Source organism: Salinivibrio sp. SS3 (assembly GCF_001722105.1).
GTDB classification, from domain to species: domain Bacteria; phylum Pseudomonadota; class Gammaproteobacteria; order Enterobacterales; family Vibrionaceae; genus Salinivibrio; species Salinivibrio kushneri.
The window spans coordinates 205,907-227,904 of record NZ_MEBQ01000045.1; the positions used below are offsets into that span (position 1 = coordinate 205,907).

At 51.5% G+C, this 21,998-nt stretch carries 20 protein-coding genes; 19 read left to right on the plus strand and 1 reads right to left on the minus strand.

Annotation, left to right across the window (positions count from 1 at the left end):
* The first annotated feature begins 67 nt into the window (after positions 1–67).
* The 7 genes from lepA to acpS are packed head-to-tail and all read left to right on the plus strand — an operon-like array spanning position 68 to position 6,215.
* Entirely contained in the window at positions 68–1,864 is a 1,797-nt protein-coding gene (gene lepA / locus BGL48_RS15265) for a translation elongation factor 4 (protein ID WP_069363452.1), read from the plus strand.
* Between the two features lie 14 nt (positions 1,865–1,878).
* A complete protein-coding gene (gene lepB / locus BGL48_RS15270) occupies positions 1,879–2,775 on the plus strand; it encodes a signal peptidase I (protein ID WP_069363453.1) in 897 nt (298 codons plus the stop codon).
* Positions 2,776–2,787: 12 nt separating this feature from the next.
* The gene (rnc, locus tag BGL48_RS15275) at positions 2,788–3,459 is read left to right on the plus strand and encodes a ribonuclease III (RefSeq protein WP_069363572.1); all 672 of its coding nucleotides are present in this window, start codon (positions 2,788–2,790) and stop codon (positions 3,457–3,459) included.
* A complete protein-coding gene (era, locus tag BGL48_RS15280; RefSeq protein ID WP_069363454.1) occupies positions 3,459–4,364 on the plus strand; it encodes a GTPase Era in 906 nt (301 codons plus the stop codon). The genes rnc and era overlap by 1 nt, the downstream gene beginning before the upstream one ends.
* 40 nt (positions 4,365–4,404) lie before the next feature.
* Positions 4,405–5,100: a DNA repair protein RecO gene (gene recO, locus BGL48_RS15285; protein ID WP_069363455.1), complete on the plus strand. Its 696-nt coding sequence runs from the start codon at positions 4,405–4,407 to the stop codon at positions 5,098–5,100.
* 2 nt (positions 5,101–5,102) lie between these two features.
* Positions 5,103–5,834 carry a pyridoxine 5'-phosphate synthase gene (gene pdxJ / locus BGL48_RS15290; RefSeq protein ID WP_069363456.1) on the plus strand — a complete coding sequence of 244 codons (732 nt, stop codon included), beginning with the start codon at positions 5,103–5,105 and terminating at the stop codon, positions 5,832–5,834.
* Complete coding sequence (gene acpS, locus BGL48_RS15295; protein ID WP_069363457.1) at positions 5,835–6,215, plus strand: holo-ACP synthase; 381 nt, start codon at positions 5,835–5,837, stop codon at positions 6,213–6,215.
* Between the two features lie 85 nt (positions 6,216–6,300).
* Here acpS and barA read toward each other — a convergent pair whose 3' ends face one another.
* On the minus strand, positions 6,301–9,066 hold the full coding sequence (gene barA / locus BGL48_RS15300; protein ID WP_069363458.1) for a two-component sensor histidine kinase BarA: 2,766 nt from the start codon (positions 9,064–9,066) through the stop codon (positions 6,301–6,303).
* A gap of 146 nt (positions 9,067–9,212) precedes the next feature.
* On the opposite strand from barA, the gene rlmD reads away from it, so the two are divergent.
* The 12 genes from rlmD to BGL48_RS15360 all read left to right on the plus strand — a co-directional run bounded on the left by rlmD (position 9,213) and on the right by BGL48_RS15360 (position 21,915).
* Positions 9,213–10,538, plus strand: a complete 1,326-nt coding sequence (gene rlmD / locus BGL48_RS15305) for a 23S rRNA (uracil(1939)-C(5))-methyltransferase RlmD (protein ID WP_069363459.1) — start codon at positions 9,213–9,215, stop codon at positions 10,536–10,538.
* A gap of 82 nt (positions 10,539–10,620) precedes the next feature.
* Entirely contained in the window at positions 10,621–12,837 is a 2,217-nt protein-coding gene (relA, locus tag BGL48_RS15310; protein ID WP_069363460.1) for a GTP diphosphokinase, read from the plus strand.
* A 50-nt stretch (positions 12,838–12,887) separates the two neighbouring features.
* Entirely contained in the window at positions 12,888–13,685 is a 798-nt protein-coding gene (gene mazG, locus BGL48_RS15315) for a nucleoside triphosphate pyrophosphohydrolase (protein WP_069363461.1), read from the plus strand.
* 151 nt (positions 13,686–13,836) lie between these two features.
* Positions 13,837–15,471, plus strand: coding sequence for a CTP synthase (locus BGL48_RS15320; RefSeq protein ID WP_069363462.1), 1,635 nt, complete (start codon positions 13,837–13,839; stop codon positions 15,469–15,471).
* Positions 15,472–15,547: 76 nt separating this feature from the next.
* Positions 15,548–16,846, plus strand: coding sequence for a phosphopyruvate hydratase (gene eno / locus BGL48_RS15325; RefSeq protein WP_069363463.1), 1,299 nt, complete (start codon positions 15,548–15,550; stop codon positions 16,844–16,846).
* A gap of 158 nt (positions 16,847–17,004) precedes the next feature.
* Positions 17,005–17,283, plus strand: a complete 279-nt coding sequence (gene ftsB / locus BGL48_RS15330) for a cell division protein FtsB (RefSeq protein ID WP_046074097.1) — start codon at positions 17,005–17,007, stop codon at positions 17,281–17,283.
* Positions 17,284–17,324: 41 nt separating this feature from the next.
* Positions 17,325–18,041, plus strand: coding sequence for a 2-C-methyl-D-erythritol 4-phosphate cytidylyltransferase (gene ispD, locus BGL48_RS15335; RefSeq protein ID WP_069363464.1), 717 nt, complete (start codon positions 17,325–17,327; stop codon positions 18,039–18,041).
* A complete protein-coding gene (gene ispF, locus BGL48_RS15340) occupies positions 18,038–18,520 on the plus strand; it encodes a 2-C-methyl-D-erythritol 2,4-cyclodiphosphate synthase (RefSeq protein WP_069363465.1) in 483 nt (160 codons plus the stop codon). Before ispD ends, ispF begins: the two co-directional genes overlap by 4 nt.
* Entirely contained in the window at positions 18,517–19,551 is a 1,035-nt protein-coding gene (truD, locus tag BGL48_RS15345; protein ID WP_069363466.1) for a tRNA pseudouridine(13) synthase TruD, read from the plus strand. The genes ispF and truD overlap by 4 nt, the downstream gene beginning before the upstream one ends.
* Positions 19,535–20,272: a 5'/3'-nucleotidase SurE gene (surE, locus tag BGL48_RS15350; RefSeq protein ID WP_069363467.1), complete on the plus strand. Its 738-nt coding sequence runs from the start codon at positions 19,535–19,537 to the stop codon at positions 20,270–20,272. The genes truD and surE overlap by 17 nt, the downstream gene beginning before the upstream one ends.
* A gap of 85 nt (positions 20,273–20,357) precedes the next feature.
* Positions 20,358–20,978, plus strand: a complete 621-nt coding sequence (locus tag BGL48_RS15355; RefSeq protein ID WP_069363468.1) for a protein-L-isoaspartate(D-aspartate) O-methyltransferase — start codon at positions 20,358–20,360, stop codon at positions 20,976–20,978.
* A 34-nt stretch (positions 20,979–21,012) separates the two neighbouring features.
* Positions 21,013–21,915 carry a peptidoglycan DD-metalloendopeptidase family protein gene (locus BGL48_RS15360; RefSeq protein ID WP_069363469.1) on the plus strand — a complete coding sequence of 301 codons (903 nt, stop codon included), beginning with the start codon at positions 21,013–21,015 and terminating at the stop codon, positions 21,913–21,915.
* Positions 21,916–21,998 lie beyond the last annotated feature (83 nt).

The window sequence follows — 21,998 nt, forward strand, 5'->3', positions numbered from 1 at the left end:
GGTAGAATCGCGCTCACTTGATCTTAGGATCCCATTCTTATTGATAACGAGTAAGTCACACCAACACATGAAGCATATTCGTAACTTTTCGATCATCGCCCATATTGACCACGGTAAGTCGACGCTTTCTGACCGACTGATTCAAGTATGTGGCGGCCTAACTGACCGGGAAATGGCAGATCAAGTTCTTGATTCAATGGATCTGGAACGTGAACGCGGTATCACCATCAAAGCACAAAGTGTGACACTGAACTACAAAGCCAAAGACGGCAATGTGTATCAGCTCAACTTCATCGATACGCCAGGACACGTTGACTTCTCTTATGAGGTGTCACGCTCGCTCAAGGCGTGTGAAGGTGCTTTGCTGGTGGTCGATGCAGGACAAGGGGTTGAGGCACAGACGCTCGCCAACTGCTACACCGCCATTGATATGGACCTGGAAGTGGTACCTGTTCTGAATAAGATTGACTTGCCAGCCGCCGATCCTGATCGCGTGGCGCAAGAAATTGAGGACATTGTCGGTATTGAAGCGATTGAAGCGACTCGCTGCTCGGCGAAAACCGGCATGGGTGTTGATGATGTTCTTGAAGACATTGTACGCCAGATCCCGCCTCCAGAAGGGGATCCTGATGCGCCAACGCAAGCGCTGATTATTGACTCCTGGTTTGATAAATACCTGGGCGTGGTGTCTTTGGTGCGTATTCGTGAAGGCTCGCTGAAAAAAGGCGACAAAGTGAAAATCATGAGCACGGGCCAAGAATGGAACGTGGACAGCATTGGTATTTTCACGCCTAAGCGTAAAGAGCTTAATGGCCTGCAAACTGGTGAAGTTGGCTGGGTGATCTGCGGGATCAAAGATATCCTCGGTGCACCAGTGGGCGATACAATCACCCATGCTAAAAACGGCTGTGAAAAACGCATCGAAGGTTTCCAGCAAGTGAAGCCGCAAGTGTATGCCGGACTTTTCCCGATTTCATCGGATGATTACGAAAGCTTCCGTGATGCTTTGGATAAGCTGAGCCTGAATGATGCTTCTTTGTTCTTTGAGCCGGAAAGTTCGGCGGCACTGGGCTTTGGTTTCCGTTGTGGCTTCCTTGGCATGCTGCACATGGAAATCATCCAAGAGCGGTTGGAGCGCGAGTATAACCTCGATCTTATCACCACCGCCCCGACTGTGGTGTACGAGGTGACCCAAAATGATGGCGAGATCATTTACGTTGACAGCCCATCCAAACTGCCACCAATCAATGATATTGAGGCGATTGGTGAGCCGATCTCGCGTTGTAATATATTGGTGCCGAGTGAGTTTGTCGGTAACGTCATTTCACTGTGTGTAGAAAAGCGTGGTGTGCAGGTTGATATGGTTTATCACGGTAACCAAGTGGCACTGACCTATGATATTCCGATGGCTGAAGTGGTCCTCGATTTCTTTGACCGGATAAAGTCAACGTCGCGCGGTTATGCATCGCTAGATTATAACTTTGAGCGCTATGAAGTCTCTGACATGGTGCGGGTGGATATCCTCCTTAACGGTGAACGTGTCGATGCGCTGGCGATTATCACTCACCGTGCGCACGCACAGCCGCGTGGTCGCGAGTTGGTGGAAAAAATGAAAGAGTTTATTCCTCGCCAACAGTTTGATATTGCTATCCAAGCGTCGATTGGCAACCATATTATTGCCCGTTCGACGGTGAAACAGTTACGCAAAAACGTGACCGCGAAGTGTTACGGTGGTGACGTGAGTCGTAAGAAGAAGCTTCTGCAAAAGCAAAAAGAAGGTAAAAAGCGAATGAAGCAGGTCGGTAATGTCGAGCTGCCGCAAGAAGCCTTTTTGGCCATTTTGCACGTGGGCAAAGATAAATAACGACGGACTCCATTATGGCCAATACGTTTTCTTTGATTTTAGTGCTGGTGACCTTGGTCACCGGCATTGTTTGGGCGTTAGATAAATACCGCTGGGCACCGCGTCGTCGTCAGACAGCAGGGGAAACCCTCAAGGTGTCAGCGCGTGAACTGGATGCTGAACAAGTCGCTAAAGTGGCGCCTCAACCGAGCTGGGTTGAAAATATGGCGTCTATTTTTCCAGTGATCGCGGTGGTATTGGTGCTGCGCTCGTTTATTTATGAGCCGTTCCAAATTCCATCCGGTTCGATGATGCCTACCTTATTGGTCGGGGACTTCATCTTGGTGGAAAAGTTTGCCTATGGCTTACGCGATCCTGCCTTCCACACTGAAATTGTCGAAACCGGCAAACCAGAGCGTGGTGATATCGTGGTGTTCAAATACCCACCTCAGCCCAATATTGATTATATTAAGCGTGCGGTGGGGCTGCCCGGCGATACCGTGGTGTATGAAGACAAGCGCCTATGTATTCAGCCCAAGGGCGAATCCCAGTGCCAGCCGGTGCCGATTGACGACATCCAGCCAAGCGCGTTTGTTCAAGCGGGCATTAACTTGGTACAAGCACAGGAGCAACTGGGTGAACAGTCTCACCAGATCCTTGTCCATCCGAAAAAACGTGACCGCGTGAGTGCGTACCAGCCACGCCCTGGCGTCAACCGCTGGGTCGTGCCAGAAGGACACTACTTTATGATGGGAGATAACCGCGATAATAGCGCCGATAGTCGCTTCTGGGGCTTTGTCCCTGAGCGCAATCTCGTGGGCAAAGCCGTCGCTATTTGGGTCAGCTTTGAATTTGAGCGCTCCAGTGATAGCTGGCTACCATCGTGGGTACCGACAGGCATTCGCTTTAACCGTATTGGTGGAATTGATTAATTCTGGACTATGATGACAAAACTAACAGATAAGTTGCAGCGTGATATCGGCTACCAATTTAGCAACGCTGCGTTACTCGAATTGGCGTTAACGCACCGCAGTGCCAACGGCACCCATAATGAGCGTCTTGAGTTTTTAGGCGACTCGATTTTGAGCTTTGTAATTGCCGAGGATCTTTACCACCGTTTTCCGAAAGTGGACGAAGGCGACATGAGCCGCATGCGGGCCACCTTGGTCAGGGGGAACACCTTGGCAGAGATTGGGCGCGAGTTTTCTCTGGGCGAAGTGATGCGACTTGGCCCAGGAGAACTTAAAAGTGGCGGATTTCGTCGTGACTCGATTCTCGCTGACGCCGTAGAAGCCTTGATTGGCGCGATCTTTTTGGACAGTGATATCAACCGGGTACAAGCCATTATCTTAAATTGGTATCAACACCGTCTCGAGACCATTGAACCTGGCGCGAGTCAAAAGGATCCGAAAACCCGATTGCAAGAGCACCTACAGGGTAAACGCAAACCCTTGCCGTCCTACACGGTGATGAAGGTGCGCGGCGAGGCACATAACCAAGAATTTACGGTAGAGTGCCAGGTATCAGGACTGGAGTGTTCTGTGATTGGAAAAGGCAGCAGTCGTCGCAAGGCAGAGCAAGCGGCTGCAGAACTCGCGTTACAGAAGTTAACATAATGACTGATACACAGCGCTGTGGCTTTATTGCCATTGTAGGCCGGCCGAACGTCGGCAAATCAACATTACTAAACCGCTTAGTGGGGCAAAAGCTGTCGATCACTTCGCGTAAACCGCAAACGACACGTCACCGCATCATGGGGGTCGATACCCGTGATAATTATCAAGCGGTCTACGTGGATACCCCAGGGCTGCATATCGAAGAAAAGCGCGCGATCAACCGCTTGATGAACCGCGCGGCGAATAGCTCGTTAACCGATGTTGAACTGGTGTTATTTTTGGTCGATGGCACCCATTGGACCAAAGACGATGAGATGGTGCTCAACAAGTTGGCACGCTCTGGTCTGCCAACGGTCTTATTGGTTAATAAAGTCGATAATGTGAAAGAGAAAACCGAGCTCTTTCCACACCTACAAACCTTGTCGGAGAAGATGGCGTTTGTTGACGTGATCCCGGTGTCGGCGAAACACGGCACCAATATCGATGTGGTTGAGCAGAAGGTACGTGATGCTTTACCGGAAAGTGAGTTTTACTTTCCTGAAGAATACATCACTGACCGCTCTCAGCGTTTTATGGCCTCCGAAATTATCCGCGAAAAGCTGATGCGCTTTACCGGTGAAGAGCTGCCTTACTCGGTCACCGTCGAAATTGAGCGCTTTGACTACAATCCAGAAACGGACGGCTTTCATATCAATGGGTTGATCTTGGTTGAGCGCAATGGCCAAAAGAAAATGGTCATTGGTAAAGGCGGTGAGAAGATCAAGCGCATTGGCCGTGAAGCGCGTTTAGATATGGAAGAGCTGTATGAGCGCAAGGTGTATCTTGAGCTTTGGGTTAAAGTGAAGTCAGGCTGGGCCGACGATGAACGTGCCCTGCGTAGCCTCGGCTATATTGACGATCTCTAAGCGATCGACGGATTCCAGTCGCGATGCGAGGAGGGATTGAGTGGACGGGTTTCAACGCGGCTTTGTATTGCATACACGCCCTTACAGTGAATCCAGTCTGCTTTTGGATATCTTTTCTGAGCACGAGGGGCGCGTTACTCTGCTTGCCAAAGGGGCACGTCGGCCACGCTCGGCGATAAGAGGGGCCTTGCAGCCTTTTACCCCTTTATTGCTCAAATGGGGCGGACGTGGTGAACTGCGCACCTTACGCAGTGCCGAAGCCACAGGTCTCGCCCTGCCGTTATCAGGCAATGCCCTGTATTCCGGCTTCTACCTCAACGAGCTGGTAATGCGTGTATTGGAGCCTCACACGCCTTATCCCGCGCTATTTCATGACTATGTGACCGCACTGACCCAGCTGGCTCGCTACAATAATCCCGAGCCAGCCCTGCGTTGTTTTGAGCTCGCGGTGTTAGAAGCATTGGGCTATGGGGTTGATTTTCTTCATTGTGCTGGCAGCGGTGACCCGATTAACGATAACATGACGTACTTATATCGCGAGCAGCAAGGCTTTGTGGCATCGATTATGAAAAGCCAACACCGACAATTTACGGGGGCCGATCTACGTGCATTAGCGATGCGTCACTTTGAGACGGTCGAACAGCTACGTGCTGCCAAGCGTTTTACGCGTATGGCGCTTAAGCCCTACCTTGGCCCCAAGCCGCTCAAAAGCAGAGAATTGTTTAGAAGGAAATAATCATGGATAAAATCTACTTGGGTGTGAACATTGACCACATCGCGACCGTGCGCAATGCGCGTGGCACCGCGTATCCGGATCCGGTTCATGCTGCTGAGTTGGCAGAGCGTGCAGGCGCGGCCGGGATCACGGTTCACTTGCGTGAAGATCGCCGCCACATCACTGATCGTGATGTTCGTTTGCTCAAAGAAACCTTGCAAACCCGGATGAACTTGGAAATGGCGGTCACCGATGAAATGGTCGAGATAGCGTTGGAGACCCAGCCAGAATTTGTTTGTTTGGTGCCTGAAAAACGTGAAGAGCTGACCACCGAAGGTGGCCTCGATGTCGCGGGCCAGCTGGATAAAGTCAAAGCGGCGACCCAAACATTGACGGACGCAGGGATTAAAGTGTCTTTATTTATCGATGCTGACCGTAAGCAAATTGAAGCCGCTCACCAGTGTGGAGCGCCGTTTATTGAACTACACACGGGGCATTATGCCGATGCTGCGACCGACAATGATCGCCAAGCCGAGCTGAAGAAAATTTCCGCGGCCGCCAGTTATGCGGTCGATTTGGGGATCAAAGTGAATGCCGGTCATGGCTTAACCTACCATAATGTCACCCCGATTGCGGCGATGCCAGAAATGCATGAACTGAATATCGGTCACGCCATCATTGGCCGTGCCATGTTTGATGGTTTGCAAAAAGCCGTCGCGGACATGAAAGCGATCATGGAAGCGGCGCGTCGATAAATGGCGATAGCAGGGATTGGCACAGACATCGTTGAGGTTGCGCGTGTTGAGAGAGTGCTCGCGCGTCAACCACGTTTTGCCGCCAGGATCTTGACCGAGTCTGAGCAAGCCAATCTGGCGTGCCATCACGCGCCCGGCCGTTTCCTGGCTAAGCGCTTTGCCGCCAAAGAAGCCGCTGCCAAGGCGCTGGGCACCGGTATTGCTAACGGCGTGACATTTCACGATTTTACCATTACCAATCAGGCTTCGGGCCAGCCGGCATTGCACTTTTCGGGCCGCGCGGCGGAACTGGCGCAGGCGCGTGGTATCGCACATTACTGGCTGACGCTATCCGATGAAAAAGCGTATGCTATCGCGCATGTGGTGTTAGAGCGCGCATAATCTTACTGCCTATAAGGTGACACTTCACGCGGTGTGACTTTGGGTGTGTTGAGGTGGGCCTCTCCGGGCCCACTGCCATCCTTTTTTAGTCGTTTTGTGAAGCATCCAAGTATTGTGGTGCCAACTGCTCAATGTGCGCAATTTCATCTTGCAGCTCTAACAGCTCTGGCTCAATGGTGGCAATATCCGCCCCGGCTTTTAATTGAGTCTCTAGCTCATGACATAAGCTTTTTAGCTGCGGGACACCGCTATACGCGCAACTCCCATGGAGCTTGTGAATAGCGTGCCATAACGGATCCGTCTCTAACTCTCCCGCCAATGCTTGCTCAACCGCCTCGTTTACCGACTCAAACGAGGCAAGCAGCATGGCGAGCATTTCTTTGGCCAAGTCGGTTTTCCCTGCTGCTTGATGCAGTGCCCGTTGCCAATCTAGGTGTCGTGCACTTTGGTCTTGGCTCGCTGAAGGACTTGGAGATGGCACGCTCTGCGCTTGAGAAGCCGCGTCATCAAGGTGCAGCCAGCGTGCGAGGGTACTCTCCAGCATGGCTTCTTCAATCGGCTTGGTAAGATAATCATCCATTCCCGCCTCGAGCAGTCGCTCACGCTCTCCGGGCATCGCGTGGGCGGTGACGGCAATAATCGGTGTTTGTTGATTGAATCCCGCTTTACGAATTTCTTGGCTGGCGGTGACACCGTCCATTTCTGGCATCTGGATGTCCATCAAAATAATGTCAAACGCTTGCTGGTGGGCAAGCGCGACCGCTTTGACTCCATCTTCTGCGGTGATCACCTTCTCGACCCGTTCGGCGAGCAAGGCAGTGATCAGTTTTAAGTTGGCTGGATTATCATCGACGGTCATCACCGTATAAGGCGCTTTTTGTGATGCACTGGGTTTGGGCAGAGGAAGCGGCGTGGCGTCAGGCGAGCCGATTAATGCCTCCAACAGCTTACGTTGTGGAATAGGTTTGGCAATACAAGCGCTTACCCCGGCTTTTAAGAGATGCTCAGAGGCTTCTAGTTCCGTGGTAGGCAAACACACCACCACGGATTGTGCTTGCTGCTCGCAGACCTGTACCGCTTGTTGCATCGCATCCAGATCCGGCATGCTTCCCGCATCGAAACAGAGCAGGGCAAAGTGATAATGACGGTCTGTCAGCACATTGGTGCCAGATGCGGTGTCCACATTCAGCCCCACTTGCGTCAGTCGCTTGCGCAAAATCTCGCGGGTACGCGCATTCGGCTCAACGATCACGATGTCGCGCCCCACCAAGGGTTCAATGTCAAGCGGCTGTGACACTGGCAAATCGGTTTGGGTGAGCTGCAGGGTAAACCAGAAACTTGAGCCTTGGTGTAGACGACTGGTAAAGCCAATATCGCCGCCCATTTGCTGGACCAGCTTCTGTGTGATCACCAGGCCAAGGCCGGTTCCCCCATAGCGGCGTGAGATACTGGCGTCCGCCTGCCTAAAGGCTTGGAAAAGCTGTGCTTGCTGGCGTTCGGAAATGCCAATACCGGTATCTTTCACCATGAGCTGTAATTCGACAGTTTCATCGTGAAGTTGCTTGAGATCGACACTGACATCAATATTGCCGCGTTCAGTAAACTTGGCGGCATTCCCAATCAGGTTTATCAGTACTTGTTGAATACGGAGTGGATCGCCCACAGCTCCGGTGGGAATGCGCGCATCGGTGCGTAGGGTAAGTTCTAACCCTTTCTCGTGTGCCATTGGCGCAAGCAGGCGCATCACTTCATCAAGCATGTCCTGAACATCAAAGGGAATATTTTCCAGCAGCAATTTACCTGCTTCTAACTTAGAGAAATCAAGGATGTCATTGATGATGGTGAGTAGGTTGTTGGCCGACTTTTCAATGGTGAGCAAGTAGTCACGCTGGCTGCTGCTGAGCTCAGTTTTGAGCATTTGACGGGTAAAGCCAATCACCCCGTTTAGAGGGGTACGCAGCTCGTGAGACATGTTGGCCAAAAATTCTGATTTTACCCGCGCCGCTTCTTGCGCATTTTTCTTGGCGATATCGAGTTCAACGTTTTGAATTTCTAGCTGTTCGAGGGTTTCGCGCAGATCACAGGTTGCTTGGTCAATGCTTTGCTGCATTTCTAAGTGGTACTCTGACAACGAAATCGCCATCGCATTAATGCCGTTTTTCAAGGTATCCAACTCACCGAGTAGCTCACCTTCAATCCGGACATCAAGATGGCCGCGCCGAATTCTATCGACCAAGGTCACCATGTTACCAATCGGGTGGGTGACATCCGCAATTAAGCGATAGGCAAAAAAGCACGACAATATCCCGCCTAAAGCAACCATCACCAGTGCAGTGATCATCTCTTGGTATTGCTTTAACCGCACCGAACTTAAATCCAGCTCCATGGCTATATAGCCCAGCGGGCGCTCAACATTGAGCCCGGGGGTAAACCGACCAATCTCCAAAATGGGGGCGCGCAGAATCAAGGTATCCTGCTGTTGGCTTATCTGCAGTTGTGTGGGGATGGGTTGGCCACTGTCAACCGAGAGCATGGCCAGATCGCGATGATAGTTCGAGGTGACAAACAGCTCATTGCGACGATCGAACACCGCAATACTGCGCACAAATTGCGAGTGTTGGCGGTGAGCAAAGCCAATCAACCGACGCACATTTTCACGACTATCATTTTTTAACCCCACTTCACTGGCAATCGCCAGCGGCTCAATGATCGCAGAGCCGGTGACAGTGAGTTGTTGCTCGAGGTCTTGGTAGCGGGTGCTGGTAAAAAACGCACTCAGCAGTAAGCCGACAATGAGGGTCGGAGCGATGGTCAGAACGGAGACACGGGTGCGGAGGCCATATTTGGTCATGCTAGATAAACTATGGGAAAATAATCACGACATTTAGCCGCCAGTGTACATGATTCAATCACAAAATAGTCAGCGAACTATCACAACTCCCACTGGCAGGATCTCTTGACTGGCTTGATGACAAGCTTTTAACACTGGAATAAATCATGGCGCGCTTTTTTAAGCCCGAGAAAAAGAAAAAGGTTGAGCAAAAGCATCAACTACTGACGATAAAACGCCTGGATCATCATGGTGACGGCGTCGGTTTTTGGCAGAAAAAGCCTGTTTTTGTCCCAGGCACCTTGCCCGGCGAGCAAGCCCTGGTGCAATTGACCGAGCAAAAGCGCCAATATGCGCGCGGTCAGCTTATTAAGTTGGATAGCCATGCGGCGCAGCGCGTGGAGCCTGGTTGCCCGCTCTATCAGCAATGTGGCGGTTGCAGCCTGCAGCACTTGAGTCATCAAGGGCAGGTGGCGCACAAGCAGCAAGCGCTGAATGAATTAATGCAAAAATTTGCCGGTGATGAGATCACGCTGTCAACGCCGATAGAGGATGCGCCGTGGCATTATCGCCGTCGTGCGCGTATCAGCTTACAAGTTGATAAAAAAGGCGCATTGGCAATGGGCTTTCGTGCGCGTCAGCGCAGCGCCATTATCGATGTCAGTCATTGCCCGGTGTTAAGCGAGCCATTAAATCACATCTTGGCTGGATTACGCGCCTGTTTAGATAGCTTGCGTGGTCGCCGAATTTTAGGCCATTTGGATCTTATCGAAGCCGATAATACGCGTGTGGTGTCGCTACGCACCACCAAGGTTTTACACAGTGATGACCGCCATACCTTAATGGAATGGGCGCAGGCACAAGATTGCACACTGTATTTGCACCAAGGTGATAGGGATGCCGAGCGTTTGACGGGGCCAGCCCCCTACTATCAAGTGGCTGGTTGCCAATTGGCATTTGCCCCCAGTGACTTTATTCAGGTGAACGCTAGGGTCAATCAACAAATGGTGGCGCAGGCACGCGAGTGGTTAGCACTGGAGCAAGACGATCGCGTGTTGGATCTTTTTTGTGGCTTGGGTAACTTTAGTGTGCCGATGGCTCAGCATGTTAACCAAGTGGTTGGCGTTGAAGGCGTACAGGCGATGGTTAATCAAGCGGCGGATAACGCAGCGGCCAACCAGTGTGATAACGCCTCTTTTTATCAAGCCGATTTAAACAGCGACCAGCTGATGGGTGAGTGGGTGCAACAGGATTTTACCAAAATCTTACTCGATCCGGCACGCGCAGGGGCTGCTGGTGTCATAGACTTTGTGGCACAATCTAATGCTTCACATATTGTTTATGTGTCTTGTAATCCAGCCACGTTGGCACGTGATGCACGTGTACTGCTCGATAACGGCTATCAGTTAGTGAAGCTGGGTATGTTGGATATGTTTCCACAAACAGGACACATGGAGTCGATGGCCTTGTTTATGCCGGTAAAGAAAAAATAGGCATCAATAAGCGTGGCCCTTGTGGCCGATCGATACGGATACGCCTCTCTGGTCAGTTTGAGAGATAAGGATAGGAACGGTTATGGTTGCGGTACGAGAAGCCCACCTACATGAAAACGAAGCGTTTGAACTCAGCACTTGGGTAAAGCGGTTAGGGCAAGACGCATCGACCACCCAAGCGCTGGTGGATGCTTACCAATACTGCCGAGCATTGAGCGAGGAGGAGTCAGATCTTAGCCAACCATTGTGGCGTGGCCGAGAGATGATCGAAATTCTCGTCACCTTAAGCATGGATGCCGATACCTTGTTGGCTGCCCTGTTCTTTCCCGTGGTGGAAGCCAAGCTCGTCAGCCTAGAGACCCTTGCTGACACCTATTCGACGTCGATCGTTTCCCTGATTGAAGGGGTGCAACAGACGGCCGCTATCCGTCACTTAAACACCCAAACCGAGACAGAAGCAACCTCGTCTCAGGTCGACAATGTTAGGCGTATGCTGTTGTCGATGGTGGAAGATTTTCGCTGCGTGGTAATAAAACTGGCGGAGCGTATCTGTTACTTGCGTGAGGTGAAAGATGCCTCGGAATCGGTTCGCCAACAAGCGGCAAAAGAAAGTGCGAACATCTACGCCCCGCTAGCCAACCGGTTAGGGATTGGCCAATTAAAGTGGGAGTTGGAAGACTACGCGTTCCGTTACCAGCATGCGCAAACCTACAAACAAATCGCCAAGCAACTCGCGGAAAGGCGGATTGATCGTGAACACTACATCACTGATTTTGTCGACGATCTGCAGCAGGCGATGGAAGCGTCCAACATTAATGCGCAAGTCTATGGCCGCCCTAAACACATTTACAGTATTTGGCGCAAAATGCAGAAAAAGAACCTGCAATTTGACGAGTTGTTTGACGTGCGTGCAGTACGCATCATCGCTGAAGAGTTACAAGACTGTTACGCCGCATTGGGGGCGGTGCACACCAAATTCCGCCATCTACCCAAAGAGTTTGATGACTACGTCGCTAATCCGAAACCGAATGGTTATCAATCCATCCATACCGTGGTGTTAGGGCCGGAAGGTAAACCGGTAGAAATTCAAATCCGCACCAAGCAAATGCACGATGATGCAGAGCTTGGGGTTGCGGCACACTGGAAGTACAAAGAAGGGGCGGCCAGTGGTCGCAGTGGGTACGACGAGAAAATTACCTGGCTGCGTAAACTGTTGGCATGGCAAGAAGAAATGTCAGACTCGGGGGAAATGCTCGATGAATTGCGCAGCCAAGTGTTTGACGATCGCGTCTATGCCTTTACTCCGCGCGGTGATGTGGTGGACTTGCCCAGCGGCGCCACGCCGTTGGATTTTGCTTACCATATTCACTCCGAGGTCGGGCATCGGTGTATCGGTGCCAAAGTGGAAGGGCGTATTGTTCCGTTCACCTATCACCTTCAAATGGGCGATCAGGTAGAGATCATTACCCAAAAAGAGCCCAACCCCTCGCGAGATTGGCTAAATCCCAGCCACGGCTTTGTGAATTCCAGCCGGGCACGTGCCAAAATTAATGCCTGGTTCCGCAAACAAGATAAAGACAAGAACATTGCCGCGGGTAAAGAGATCTTGGATACCGAGCTGCAAAAGATTGGCGGTACCAGTAAAGATGCAAACTTGGCGCTAAAACGCTTTAACGTGAATACCTTAGATGAATTGTACGCTGGGATAGGTAGCGGTGATTTGCGTATTAATCAGGTGGTTAACCATATCAATGGCCTGATTAACAAGCCAAGCTTGGAAGAAGAAGAGCAGCAGCTATTAGAAAAACTACAACAAAGCGAGCAAAAGCCGAATACGGGCAAGGCACACCGTGATGCAGTGGTGGTTGAAGGGGTCGATAACCTCATGACTCACTTGGCGCGTTGTTGTCAGCCACTACCGGGTGATGAGATCAAAGGTTTTGTTACTCAAGGGCGAGGCATTTCTGTGCACCGCGCTGACTGTGAGCAACTCAACGAACTGAGTCACCACGCGCCCGAGCGCATTATTGCCACGGTTTGGGGCAAAGGGCACATTGGCCAATACCATGTGCGTATCCGCTTATCTGCTAATGAGCGCACCGGATTGGTGAAAGATATTAATACCGTGTTGAGCAATGAGAAAGCACGCGTAGCGGGCATGCAAAGTCGCGTGGATTACAAAAAGCAAATGTCTATCATGGATTTTGATTTAGAAATCTCCGATCTCGACACCCTGAGCCGCGTGGTTAATCGGCTTGAACAAGTGAAAGACGTGGTTGAGGCTAAACGTCTTCGCTAATTATTTCTCGCCCTGTCTCGACAGGGCGTTTTTTTAGAAGGAACTCTTTCATGGCAGCCATCGAGCAATTACTGACCATCATGACCACCTTACGTGATCCAGACAACGGCTGTGAGTGGGATAGGGCGCAGACTGCTGACACCATCGTGCCTCATACCTTAGAAGAAGCCTATGAAGTCGCGGATGCGATTGAGCGTGAAAACTGGTCAGACCTAAAAGATGAGCTAGGTGACTTACTTTTTCAAATTGTGTTCTACAGTCAATTGGGGCGGGAAAAAAACCAATTTGATTTTGAGGATGTGGTGCGTGGCATTTGTGACAAACTCATCCGTCGTCACCCTCATGTTTTTGGCCCCAAAGATCCGCAGGGACAGCCCTTAATGGCTGCAGACTGGGAAGGCATCAAAGCGCAAGAGCGCGCCGAGAGCGCAGCCTCTATGCAACCGCAAAGTGTGCTGGATGGGGTGACTCAAGGACTACCCGCTTTAACAAGAGCGCACAAATTGCAAAAGCGTTGTGCACGAGTGGGCTTTGATTGGCCGACGGTGGCTCCTGTGATAGATAAAGTGCAGGAAGAGATTGCAGAGGTTGAGCAAGAACTGGCGCAAGCCTCTGTTGATCAGGCGCGTGTGGATGAAGAAGTCGGGGATTTGTTATTCGCGGTGGTGAATTTGGCGCGCCATCTGGGGACGGATGCCGAGCACGCGTTGCGCCGTGCCAACCAAAAGTTTGAAGCTCGCTTTCGTGGTGTTGAAAAGCACTTACGTGATAATGAAAAAAATATTCAACAATGTCAGCTAGATGAACTAGAATCGGCGTGGCAGGCCGTCAAAAAGGCGAATAAGTAAATATCCTGTAATTGGCATAATTGATTTGTGACAATTAAAAACACCAGGGTGTGTGGTAGCTTTCACATTGTGGGAGTCAGTGGGGTCTGGTATCATAATATCCCGTCCAGAACTTCATTAATTTCCTCTAAATCCAACTCTCAGGTTTAGCATGACGACGAACTACATTTTTGTTACGGGCGGTGTTGTATCCTCCCTCGGTAAGGGTATTGCTGCAGCCTCATTAGCAGCCATTCTTGAAGCGCGTGGCCTCAATGTCACCATCATGAAACTCGACCCTTATATTAACGTGGATCCAGGGACAATGAGCCCTACCCAGCACGGAGAAGTATTCGTCACGGAAGACGGCGCAGAGACCGACCTTGACCTCGGTCACTATGAGCGCTTTATTCGCACCAAAATGACCAAGCGTAATAACTTTACCTCTGGTCGTGTGTATGCGGATGTGCTGCGCAAAGAGCGCCGTGGAGATTACCTGGGAGCCACCATTCAGGTGATTCCGCACATCACCAATTCAATCAAAGACCGCATCATCGCCGGTGGTGAAGGTCACGATATTGCGATTGTGGAAATCGGCGGTACCGTCGGTGATATAGAGTCGCTGCCATTTTTGGAAGCGATTCGCCAGCTGACGGTGGACGTTGGCCGCGAGCGTGCGATGTTTATGCACCTGACTTTGGTGCCTTATCTGGCGGCAGCAGGTGAAGTGAAAACCAAGCCAACGCAACATTCGGTAAAAGAACTACTCTCAATTGGTATCCAGCCTGATGTGCTGGTATGCCGTAGTGAGCGCCCGATCCCGGCTAATGAGCGCGCGAAAATTGCGCTGTTCTGTAATGTGGCAGAAAAAGCCGTGATCACCATGAAAGACGTAGATTCTATCTACAAAATCCCATCACTTATTCGCTCTCAAGGCCTGGATGATCTGGTTTGTAATCGTTTTGGCATTGAAGCGGCGGAAGCTGACCTGTCAGAGTGGGAGCAAGTTAGCTACGAAGAAGCCAATCCTATGGGCGAAGTGACCATTGGTATGGTGGGCAAATACATCGAGCTGCCGGATGCGTATAAGTCCGTCAACGAAGCCTTGAAACACGGTGGGTTGAAAAACCGTCTCACCGTCAACATCAAGTATGTAGACTCGCAAGATCTTGAAACACGCGGCTCAGAACTGCTGCAAGATTTGGATGCTATCTTGGTACCCGGTGGATTTGGTGACCGAGGTGTGGAAGGTAAAATCCTGGCAGCACAATATGCCCGTGAAAACAAACTGCCTTACTTGGGTATCTGCCTCGGTATGCAAGTCGCTCTGATTGAATACGCGCGCAATGTCGCGGGGATGGAAGGGGCAAACTCGACCGAGTTTAACAAAGAGAGCAAATACCCGGTGGTGGGACTGATCACTGAGTGGGTCGATGAAGAAGGGAAAGTGGAAGAGCGCAGTGAAACCTCTGATCTTGGCGGTACCATGCGCCTTGGTGCTCAACTTTGCCACCTTGCCGAAGGCTCTAAAGCCCATCAGCTTTATGGCAACACGCAAATCCACGAGCGTCATCGCCACCGTTATGAAGTCAACAACTTATTGCGTCCGCAGCTAGAAAAAGCGGGGCTGTCAATCTCAGGCCTGTCTGCGGATAAAAAGCTGGTGGAAATCATTGAAAACCCTGAGCACCCTTGGTTTGTTGCGTGCCAGTTCCACCCAGAGTTCACGTCGACACCACGTGATGGCCACCCACTGTTTGCCGGATTCGTTGCGGCGGCAGGCAAAAAACAGCGCGGTGAGCTATAAACGAGATTCGAGCGGTCGCCTGAAAATGGGCAGCCGCTTTTATTTTTAAAAACAATGACAGACGAGAGGAATCACAATGTCTAAGATCGTTAAAGTTCTAGGCCGTGAAATCATTGATTCACGCGGTAACCCAACCGTTGAAGCAGAAGTCCATCTAGAAGGTGGCTTCGTCGGTATGGCGGCAGCACCTTCAGGTGCATCAACGGGTTCTCGCGAAGCGCTAGAACTGCGTGATGGTGACAAGTCACGTTTCATGGGTAAAGGCGTTCTAAAAGCGATTGAAGCGGTTAACGGTCCAATCGCCGAAGCCCTACAAGGCAAAGATGCGAAAGCCCAAGCCGATATCGACCAAGTGATGATCGATCTCGACGGCACTGACAACAAATCTAAATTTGGTGCGAATGCTATCCTGGCGGTGTCTCTTGCTAACGCGAAAGCAGCCGCGGCGGCGAAAGGCATGCCTTTGTTTGAGCACATTGCTGAACTCAACGGCACAGCCGGTCAGTTCTCAATGCCTCTGCCAATGATGAACATCCTTAACGGTGGTGAGCACGCGGATAACAACGTTGATATCCAAGAGTTCATGATCCAGCCTGTGGGTGCGAAAACCCTGAAAGAAGCACTGCGCATCGGTGCGGAAGTATTCCATAACCTCGCAAAAGTACTGAAGGCCAAAGGCCTAAGCACAGCCGTAGGTGACGAAGGTGGTTTTGCACCGAACCTAGATTCAAACGCCGCTGCACTGGCCGCGATTAAAGAAGCGGTCGAGCAAGCAGGCTACGAGCTAGGTAAAGATATCACCCTCGCGATGGACTGTGCGGCGTCTGAGTTCTATGACAAAGAGCAAGGCATCTACAATATGAAGGGTGAAGGTAAAACCTTCTCTTCAGAAGAGTTTAACCACTACTTGGCGAAACTGGCTGAAGAATACCCAATCGTGTCTATCGAAGATGGCCTCGACGAGTCTGACTGGGACGGCTTTAAGCACCAAACTGAACTGCTGGGTGACAAACTCCAGCTCGTCGGTGATGATCTGTTTGTAACCAACACCAAGATCCTTAAAGAGGGTATCGACAAAGGGGTTGCGAACTCTATCTTGATCAAATTCAACCAAATCGGTTCTCTGACCGAAACGCTGGCGGCGATCAAGATGGCGAAAGACGCAGGCTACACAGCCGTGATCTCTCACCGTTCAGGTGAAACTGAAGACGCCACCATCGCTGACTTGGCGGTTGGTACGGCTGCAGGCCAAATCAAAACCGGTTCGATGAGCCGTTCTGATCGTGTGGCTAAGTACAACCAGCTCATCCGCATTGAAGACGCGCTGGGTGAAAAAGCACCATTTAATGGTCTAAAAGAAGTGAAAGGCCAATAATCGGCACGTAAGCACTTTTTACCAAAAAGCCGTCCCGTTTAACGGGGCGGCTTTTTTCATTTAGGAAAACCATGACACCAGCCAGCGGATCCGCTAGCCTATGCGGTTAGTCAATCAGGGTATGAATACCCTGAGCCGATGTTGGAAGGAGTACAGGTATGAGGCTGCTATCGGTTGCACTGTTTCTCACGCTGGTGTGGCTGCAGTATGAACTGTGGCTGGGTAAAAATGGCGTGACAGACTATTGGCAAATTGAAGCCAATGTCGCCGTACAGCAACAAGCCAACCAAAAACTCGTTAAGCGTAACCAGCAAATGTACGCAGAAATTGCCGATTTGAAGCGTGGGCAAGAAGCGATTGAAGAGCGCGCCCGCAATGAGCTGGGCATGATAAAGCCGGACGAGACATTTTTCCGATTAGTCGATAAATCCCAGTAACTGACAGCCGTTGCTGGCGGTACAACCAAAGAAGATAACTTGTGGTCGAACAACCCCCTTTGCAGCACAACACCGCTTTACAACCCGGAATAAGCGCCGTGGTCCCTGCCGCAGGTGTCGGCAGCAGGATGCAAGCTAGCTGCCCGAAACAATACCTCCCTCTCGCCGGCAAAATGCTGATTGAGCATACCGTTGAGCGTTTGCTCTCTCACCCTGCCGTGGCTGACGTGATCATCGCCATTGGTGCGGACGATCGCTACTTTGCGGACACTCGCTTGAGTGAGCGTCCAAATGTGCGTGTGGTCTTGGGTGGAGCAACGCGTGCCGCGTCGGTGCAAGCTGGACTCGACGTGGTCAATACGCAATGGGTGATGGTGCATGATGCCGCACGCCCTTGCGTGTCGCATGCCGATATCGATGCCTTGATTAAACAGGCGCAATCTCACCCCGATGGCGCTTTGCTCGCCGCGCCGGTTAGAGACACCATGAAGCGTGCAGACGCGCAAGGACAGGTGGCTCACACTGTTGAGCGTGAGGCGCTTTGGCATGCATTGACCCCACAAATGTTTTTAACCCAAACGCTAATCCAGGCACTTAATGTGGCAGGAGATCAGGTGACTGACGAAGCGTCTGCCGTTGAAGCGCTTGGGGGGAAGCCTGTGCTGGTCCCTGCCAGTGCCAGCAACATTAAAGTCACCCACCCTGAGGATAAGTTTTTGGCCGAGTTTTACCTTTCACAACAAGAAGGCAAATCATGATTCGAATTGGACATGGGTTTGATGTACACAAATTTGGCGGAGACGGCCCTGTCATTATCGGCGGGGTCAGTGTCCCTTATGCGCAAGGTTTGGTCGCGCACTCAGACGGTGATGTGGCGCTTCATGCACTGTGTGATGCCCTGCTGGGCGCGATAGCGGCGGGCGATATCGGTCAACATTTTCCCGACACTAGTGACGAATGGAAAGGTGCCGACAGCCGTGTGCTTCTTCGCGATGTATACAGCAAAGTACGCCGAAAAGGGTATCAATTAGGTAACGCTGATATCACTATTATCGCCCAAGCGCCGAAAATGGGCCCACATATCGACGCCATGCGTGAAGCCATCGCCAGTGATTTGTGTGTGACGGTAGATGCGGTTAACGTCAAAGCCACCACCTCTGAGCGTTTGGGCTTTACCGGACGCAAAGAGGGCATTGCCTGTGAGGCGGTGGTGCTATTAAACAAAGAGGCCGTATGACAGACTTACTCGCGCCCTTGGCTTACTTACATGGCCAACCAACACAGCCAGGCACCTTAAAAGCGTCACCGGACGATTTTATTGTCTCGGAGTCCCTAGGTTTCACCCCATCAGGTCAAGGCGAGCACTTTTTAGTACGGATTAAAAAGCGTGGTGAAAATACCAAATACGTGGCCAATGAGCTGGCAAAAGCCTGTGGGGTTAGCTCGCGACAAGTGAGCTGGGCGGGCCTTAAAGATCGTCACGCCGTGACTGAGCAATGGTTCAGTGTTCACCTGCCAGGCAAAGCGGATCCGGACTTAGCGGCGTTCGTCGAAAACCACCCAGGCGTTGTGAGCATTGAATGGACAGCCCGCCATCAGCATAAATTGCGCCCTGGCGATCTGACCGGCAATCAGTTCACGCTCTGTATTCGCGATCTGGCGTCGCCACAGGCTTTAGTGCCGCGGCTAGAGGCTATCGCAAAGCAGGGCGTGCCCAATTACTTTGGTGCGCAGCGCTTTGGTCGTGATGGCAATAATGTCGAGATGGCGCGCGCCTGGGGGCGTGGAGAAATAAAAGTCCGTGACAAGAGCAAGCGCAGCTTTTATCTCTCAGCAGCCCGGTCGCTGCTGTTTAATCAGGTGGTGTCTGCACGGATAGAAACGGGCGTCTTTGCCTCTACCCTGAGCGGCGACCTATGTCTCGATGAACAACAGCAAACCCACTTGGTTGAGCAAGAAGGCCGTCATCAGCCTGGCATTACCGGCCCTTTAACGGGCGACAATGCGTTACCCACCGAGGGGCAAGCACAGGACTTTGAGCAAGCGGTGGTCGACAAAGAGCCTGAGCTATTAGGCGTGATCCGTGATAATCGCATGCGTCATGACCGTCGTGTGCTGTGTTTACTGCCGCAAGCGATGACCTGGACACACGATGCTGACACCTTAACCGTGCGTTTCTTTTTACCCGCGGGCGCATTTGCCACCGCGGTGATGCGAGAGTTAGTCGTCGCGACCCCACAAGGAGAGCACAATGCGAATATTGATTAGTAACGACGACGGTTATCACGCCCAAGGGATCCAAACCTTGACCGAGGCGTTATCGACCATTGCAGATGTGGTGGTGGCCGCGCCTGATCGCAACTGCTCAGGCGCGTCAAATTCACTCACATTAGAAAACCCCTTGCGCGTGCGCGAACTCGCACCGCAGCGTTATGCGGTTCAGGGGACCCCCACAGACTCGGTGCATTTGGCGCTACGGCAATTGGTGCCCTGGGAGCCTGATTTTGTGATCACTGGGATTAACCATGGTGCTAACCTCGGTGATGATGTGCTTTACTCGGGGACAGTGGCCGCGGCGACAGAGGGCTTTTTCCTGGGCGCGCCGGCTATTGCGGTCTCACTATGTGGCCACCAACACTTTGAGACAGCTGCGCACGTCGTGAAACAATTCTTAGCCAAGAACCAGCGCCATGCCGCGCCCAGTCATCGCCTCATTAATATTAATGTGCCCGATGTGCCAATCGATAGCCTAGAGGGGTGGAAAGTGACACGCCTTGGCGCCCGTCATCACGCCGAAGATGTGATAAAGCAAAGCGATCCACGGGGTAAACCGATATACTGGGTGGGGGCGCCCGGTCAAACCCAAGATGCAGGACCAGGAACCGATTTTCACGCCATTGCGGCGCAATACGTTTCTATAACACCACTGCAGGTAGACTTAACCGCGCATGATACCCTGGGCGTGTTTTCACAATGGTTAAGCGAGTAGGCGGCAGATACGCCATCGTTGGTGAGCCGCATTGAGGCGGCGGCCGTTTCAATAGACTTATACTCAGTGATAAAGGAAGCAGACGTTGAGTCAAGCGCAATCACTTATTCAATTTTTGCAGCAACAAGGTGTGACTGACACCCATGTGCTAAACGCCATGCAGGCTGTGCCTCGGCATTTATTTGTCTCTGAAGCCATGACCCACCAAGCTTATGGAAACAATGCGTTACCCATTGGGTGGGGACAAACTATTTCACAACCTTATATCGTGGCTAAGATGACATCATTGCTCAATTTGCGACGCGATAGTCGCATTTTGGAAATTGGCACCGGATCCGGTTATCAAACGGCGGTCCTCGCTAACTTGGTGGATCATGTTTATTCTGTCGAGCGGATCAAGCCACTACAAATGCTAGCCAAACGGCGCTTAAAGCAGCTAGATATTTATAATGTCTCGACAAAACATGGAGATGGTTGGCAAGGGTGGCCGTCGAAGGGCCCCTATGATGCGATCATGGTAACGGCAGCCGCGGCGCACGTGCCCGATGCGTTGTGCGATCAGCTTAATGACGGCGGCGTGATCTTGATTCCGATTGGTGATGATGAGCAAACATTGATGCGCGTCACTCGCCAAGGCACCACTTTTCACACCGAGACGGTTGAATCGGTTAAGTTTGTTCCCCTGGTGGCAGGTGAGCTGGCATAAACTGTCTCAGAGATGGAGCTGTGTTTAAAAACAGATGAAAATCGCGCTTTTTCTTTCACTGCTAGTGGTTATATCTGGTTGCTCTTGGCGAGGGCCGGCGCCGGTATCCAGCGTGACACCCGACTATACCAGCGTCGATAGAGGCAGCTATCGCGGCAGCTATTACGAAGTTAAGAAGGGCGATACCCTCTACTATATCGCTTATATCACGGATCGTGATATCGACGACATCATCGAACACAATAATCTACAGCCCCCCTATACCATTTATCCCGGGCAGACACTGGCGCTGTGGAAGCCCGCCTATCAACGTCCTGATGTGGCTCAATCCACATCAGGCGCGACAAATGTGGCCTCTGCCACGGCGTCAGCTGCAAGCGCGAGCGTGGCAGCATCTTCTTCTAGAAAAGGCGCTAAATCTAGCAAATTCGAGGAAAAAAAGAAGTCAAAAACCGCGAGTGAACGCACAAAAAGCGTTGAATCGGGGTCATCGTCGAGGTACAGTCAACCTAAAGACAAAAGTAAACAAGCTGTTAACAAGCGGACCGCTAGCGCATCTAACCAACAGATCAGCTGGCAATGGCCATCCAGAGGCCGAATGGTGTCCCGATTTTCTAGCACAGAGCGAGGCAATAAGGGCATAGATATTGCTGGACAACGAGGACAGGGCATTCAGGCAGCGGCAGATGGAAAAGTCGTTTACGCCGGAAGCGCACTTCGAGGTTACGGTAAGTTAATAATAGTGAAACACAATGATGATTATCTAAGTGCGTACGCGCACAACGATTCGTTTTATGTTTCAGAAGGCCAAGCTGTCAAAAAGGGGCAGAAAATAGCTTCCATGGGCAGTTCTGGTGCAAACAGTGTTCGGTTGCATTTTGAAATTCGCTACAAAGGAAAATCGGTCAATCCGTTACATTATCTGCCAAAGCGGTAGCACAGGGTAACCAAGGTGATATCGCCGCAGCCACCAATGTGACGGGGCCGGTATAAGCAGAAATGAGTTCTGCTTAGCTGCTA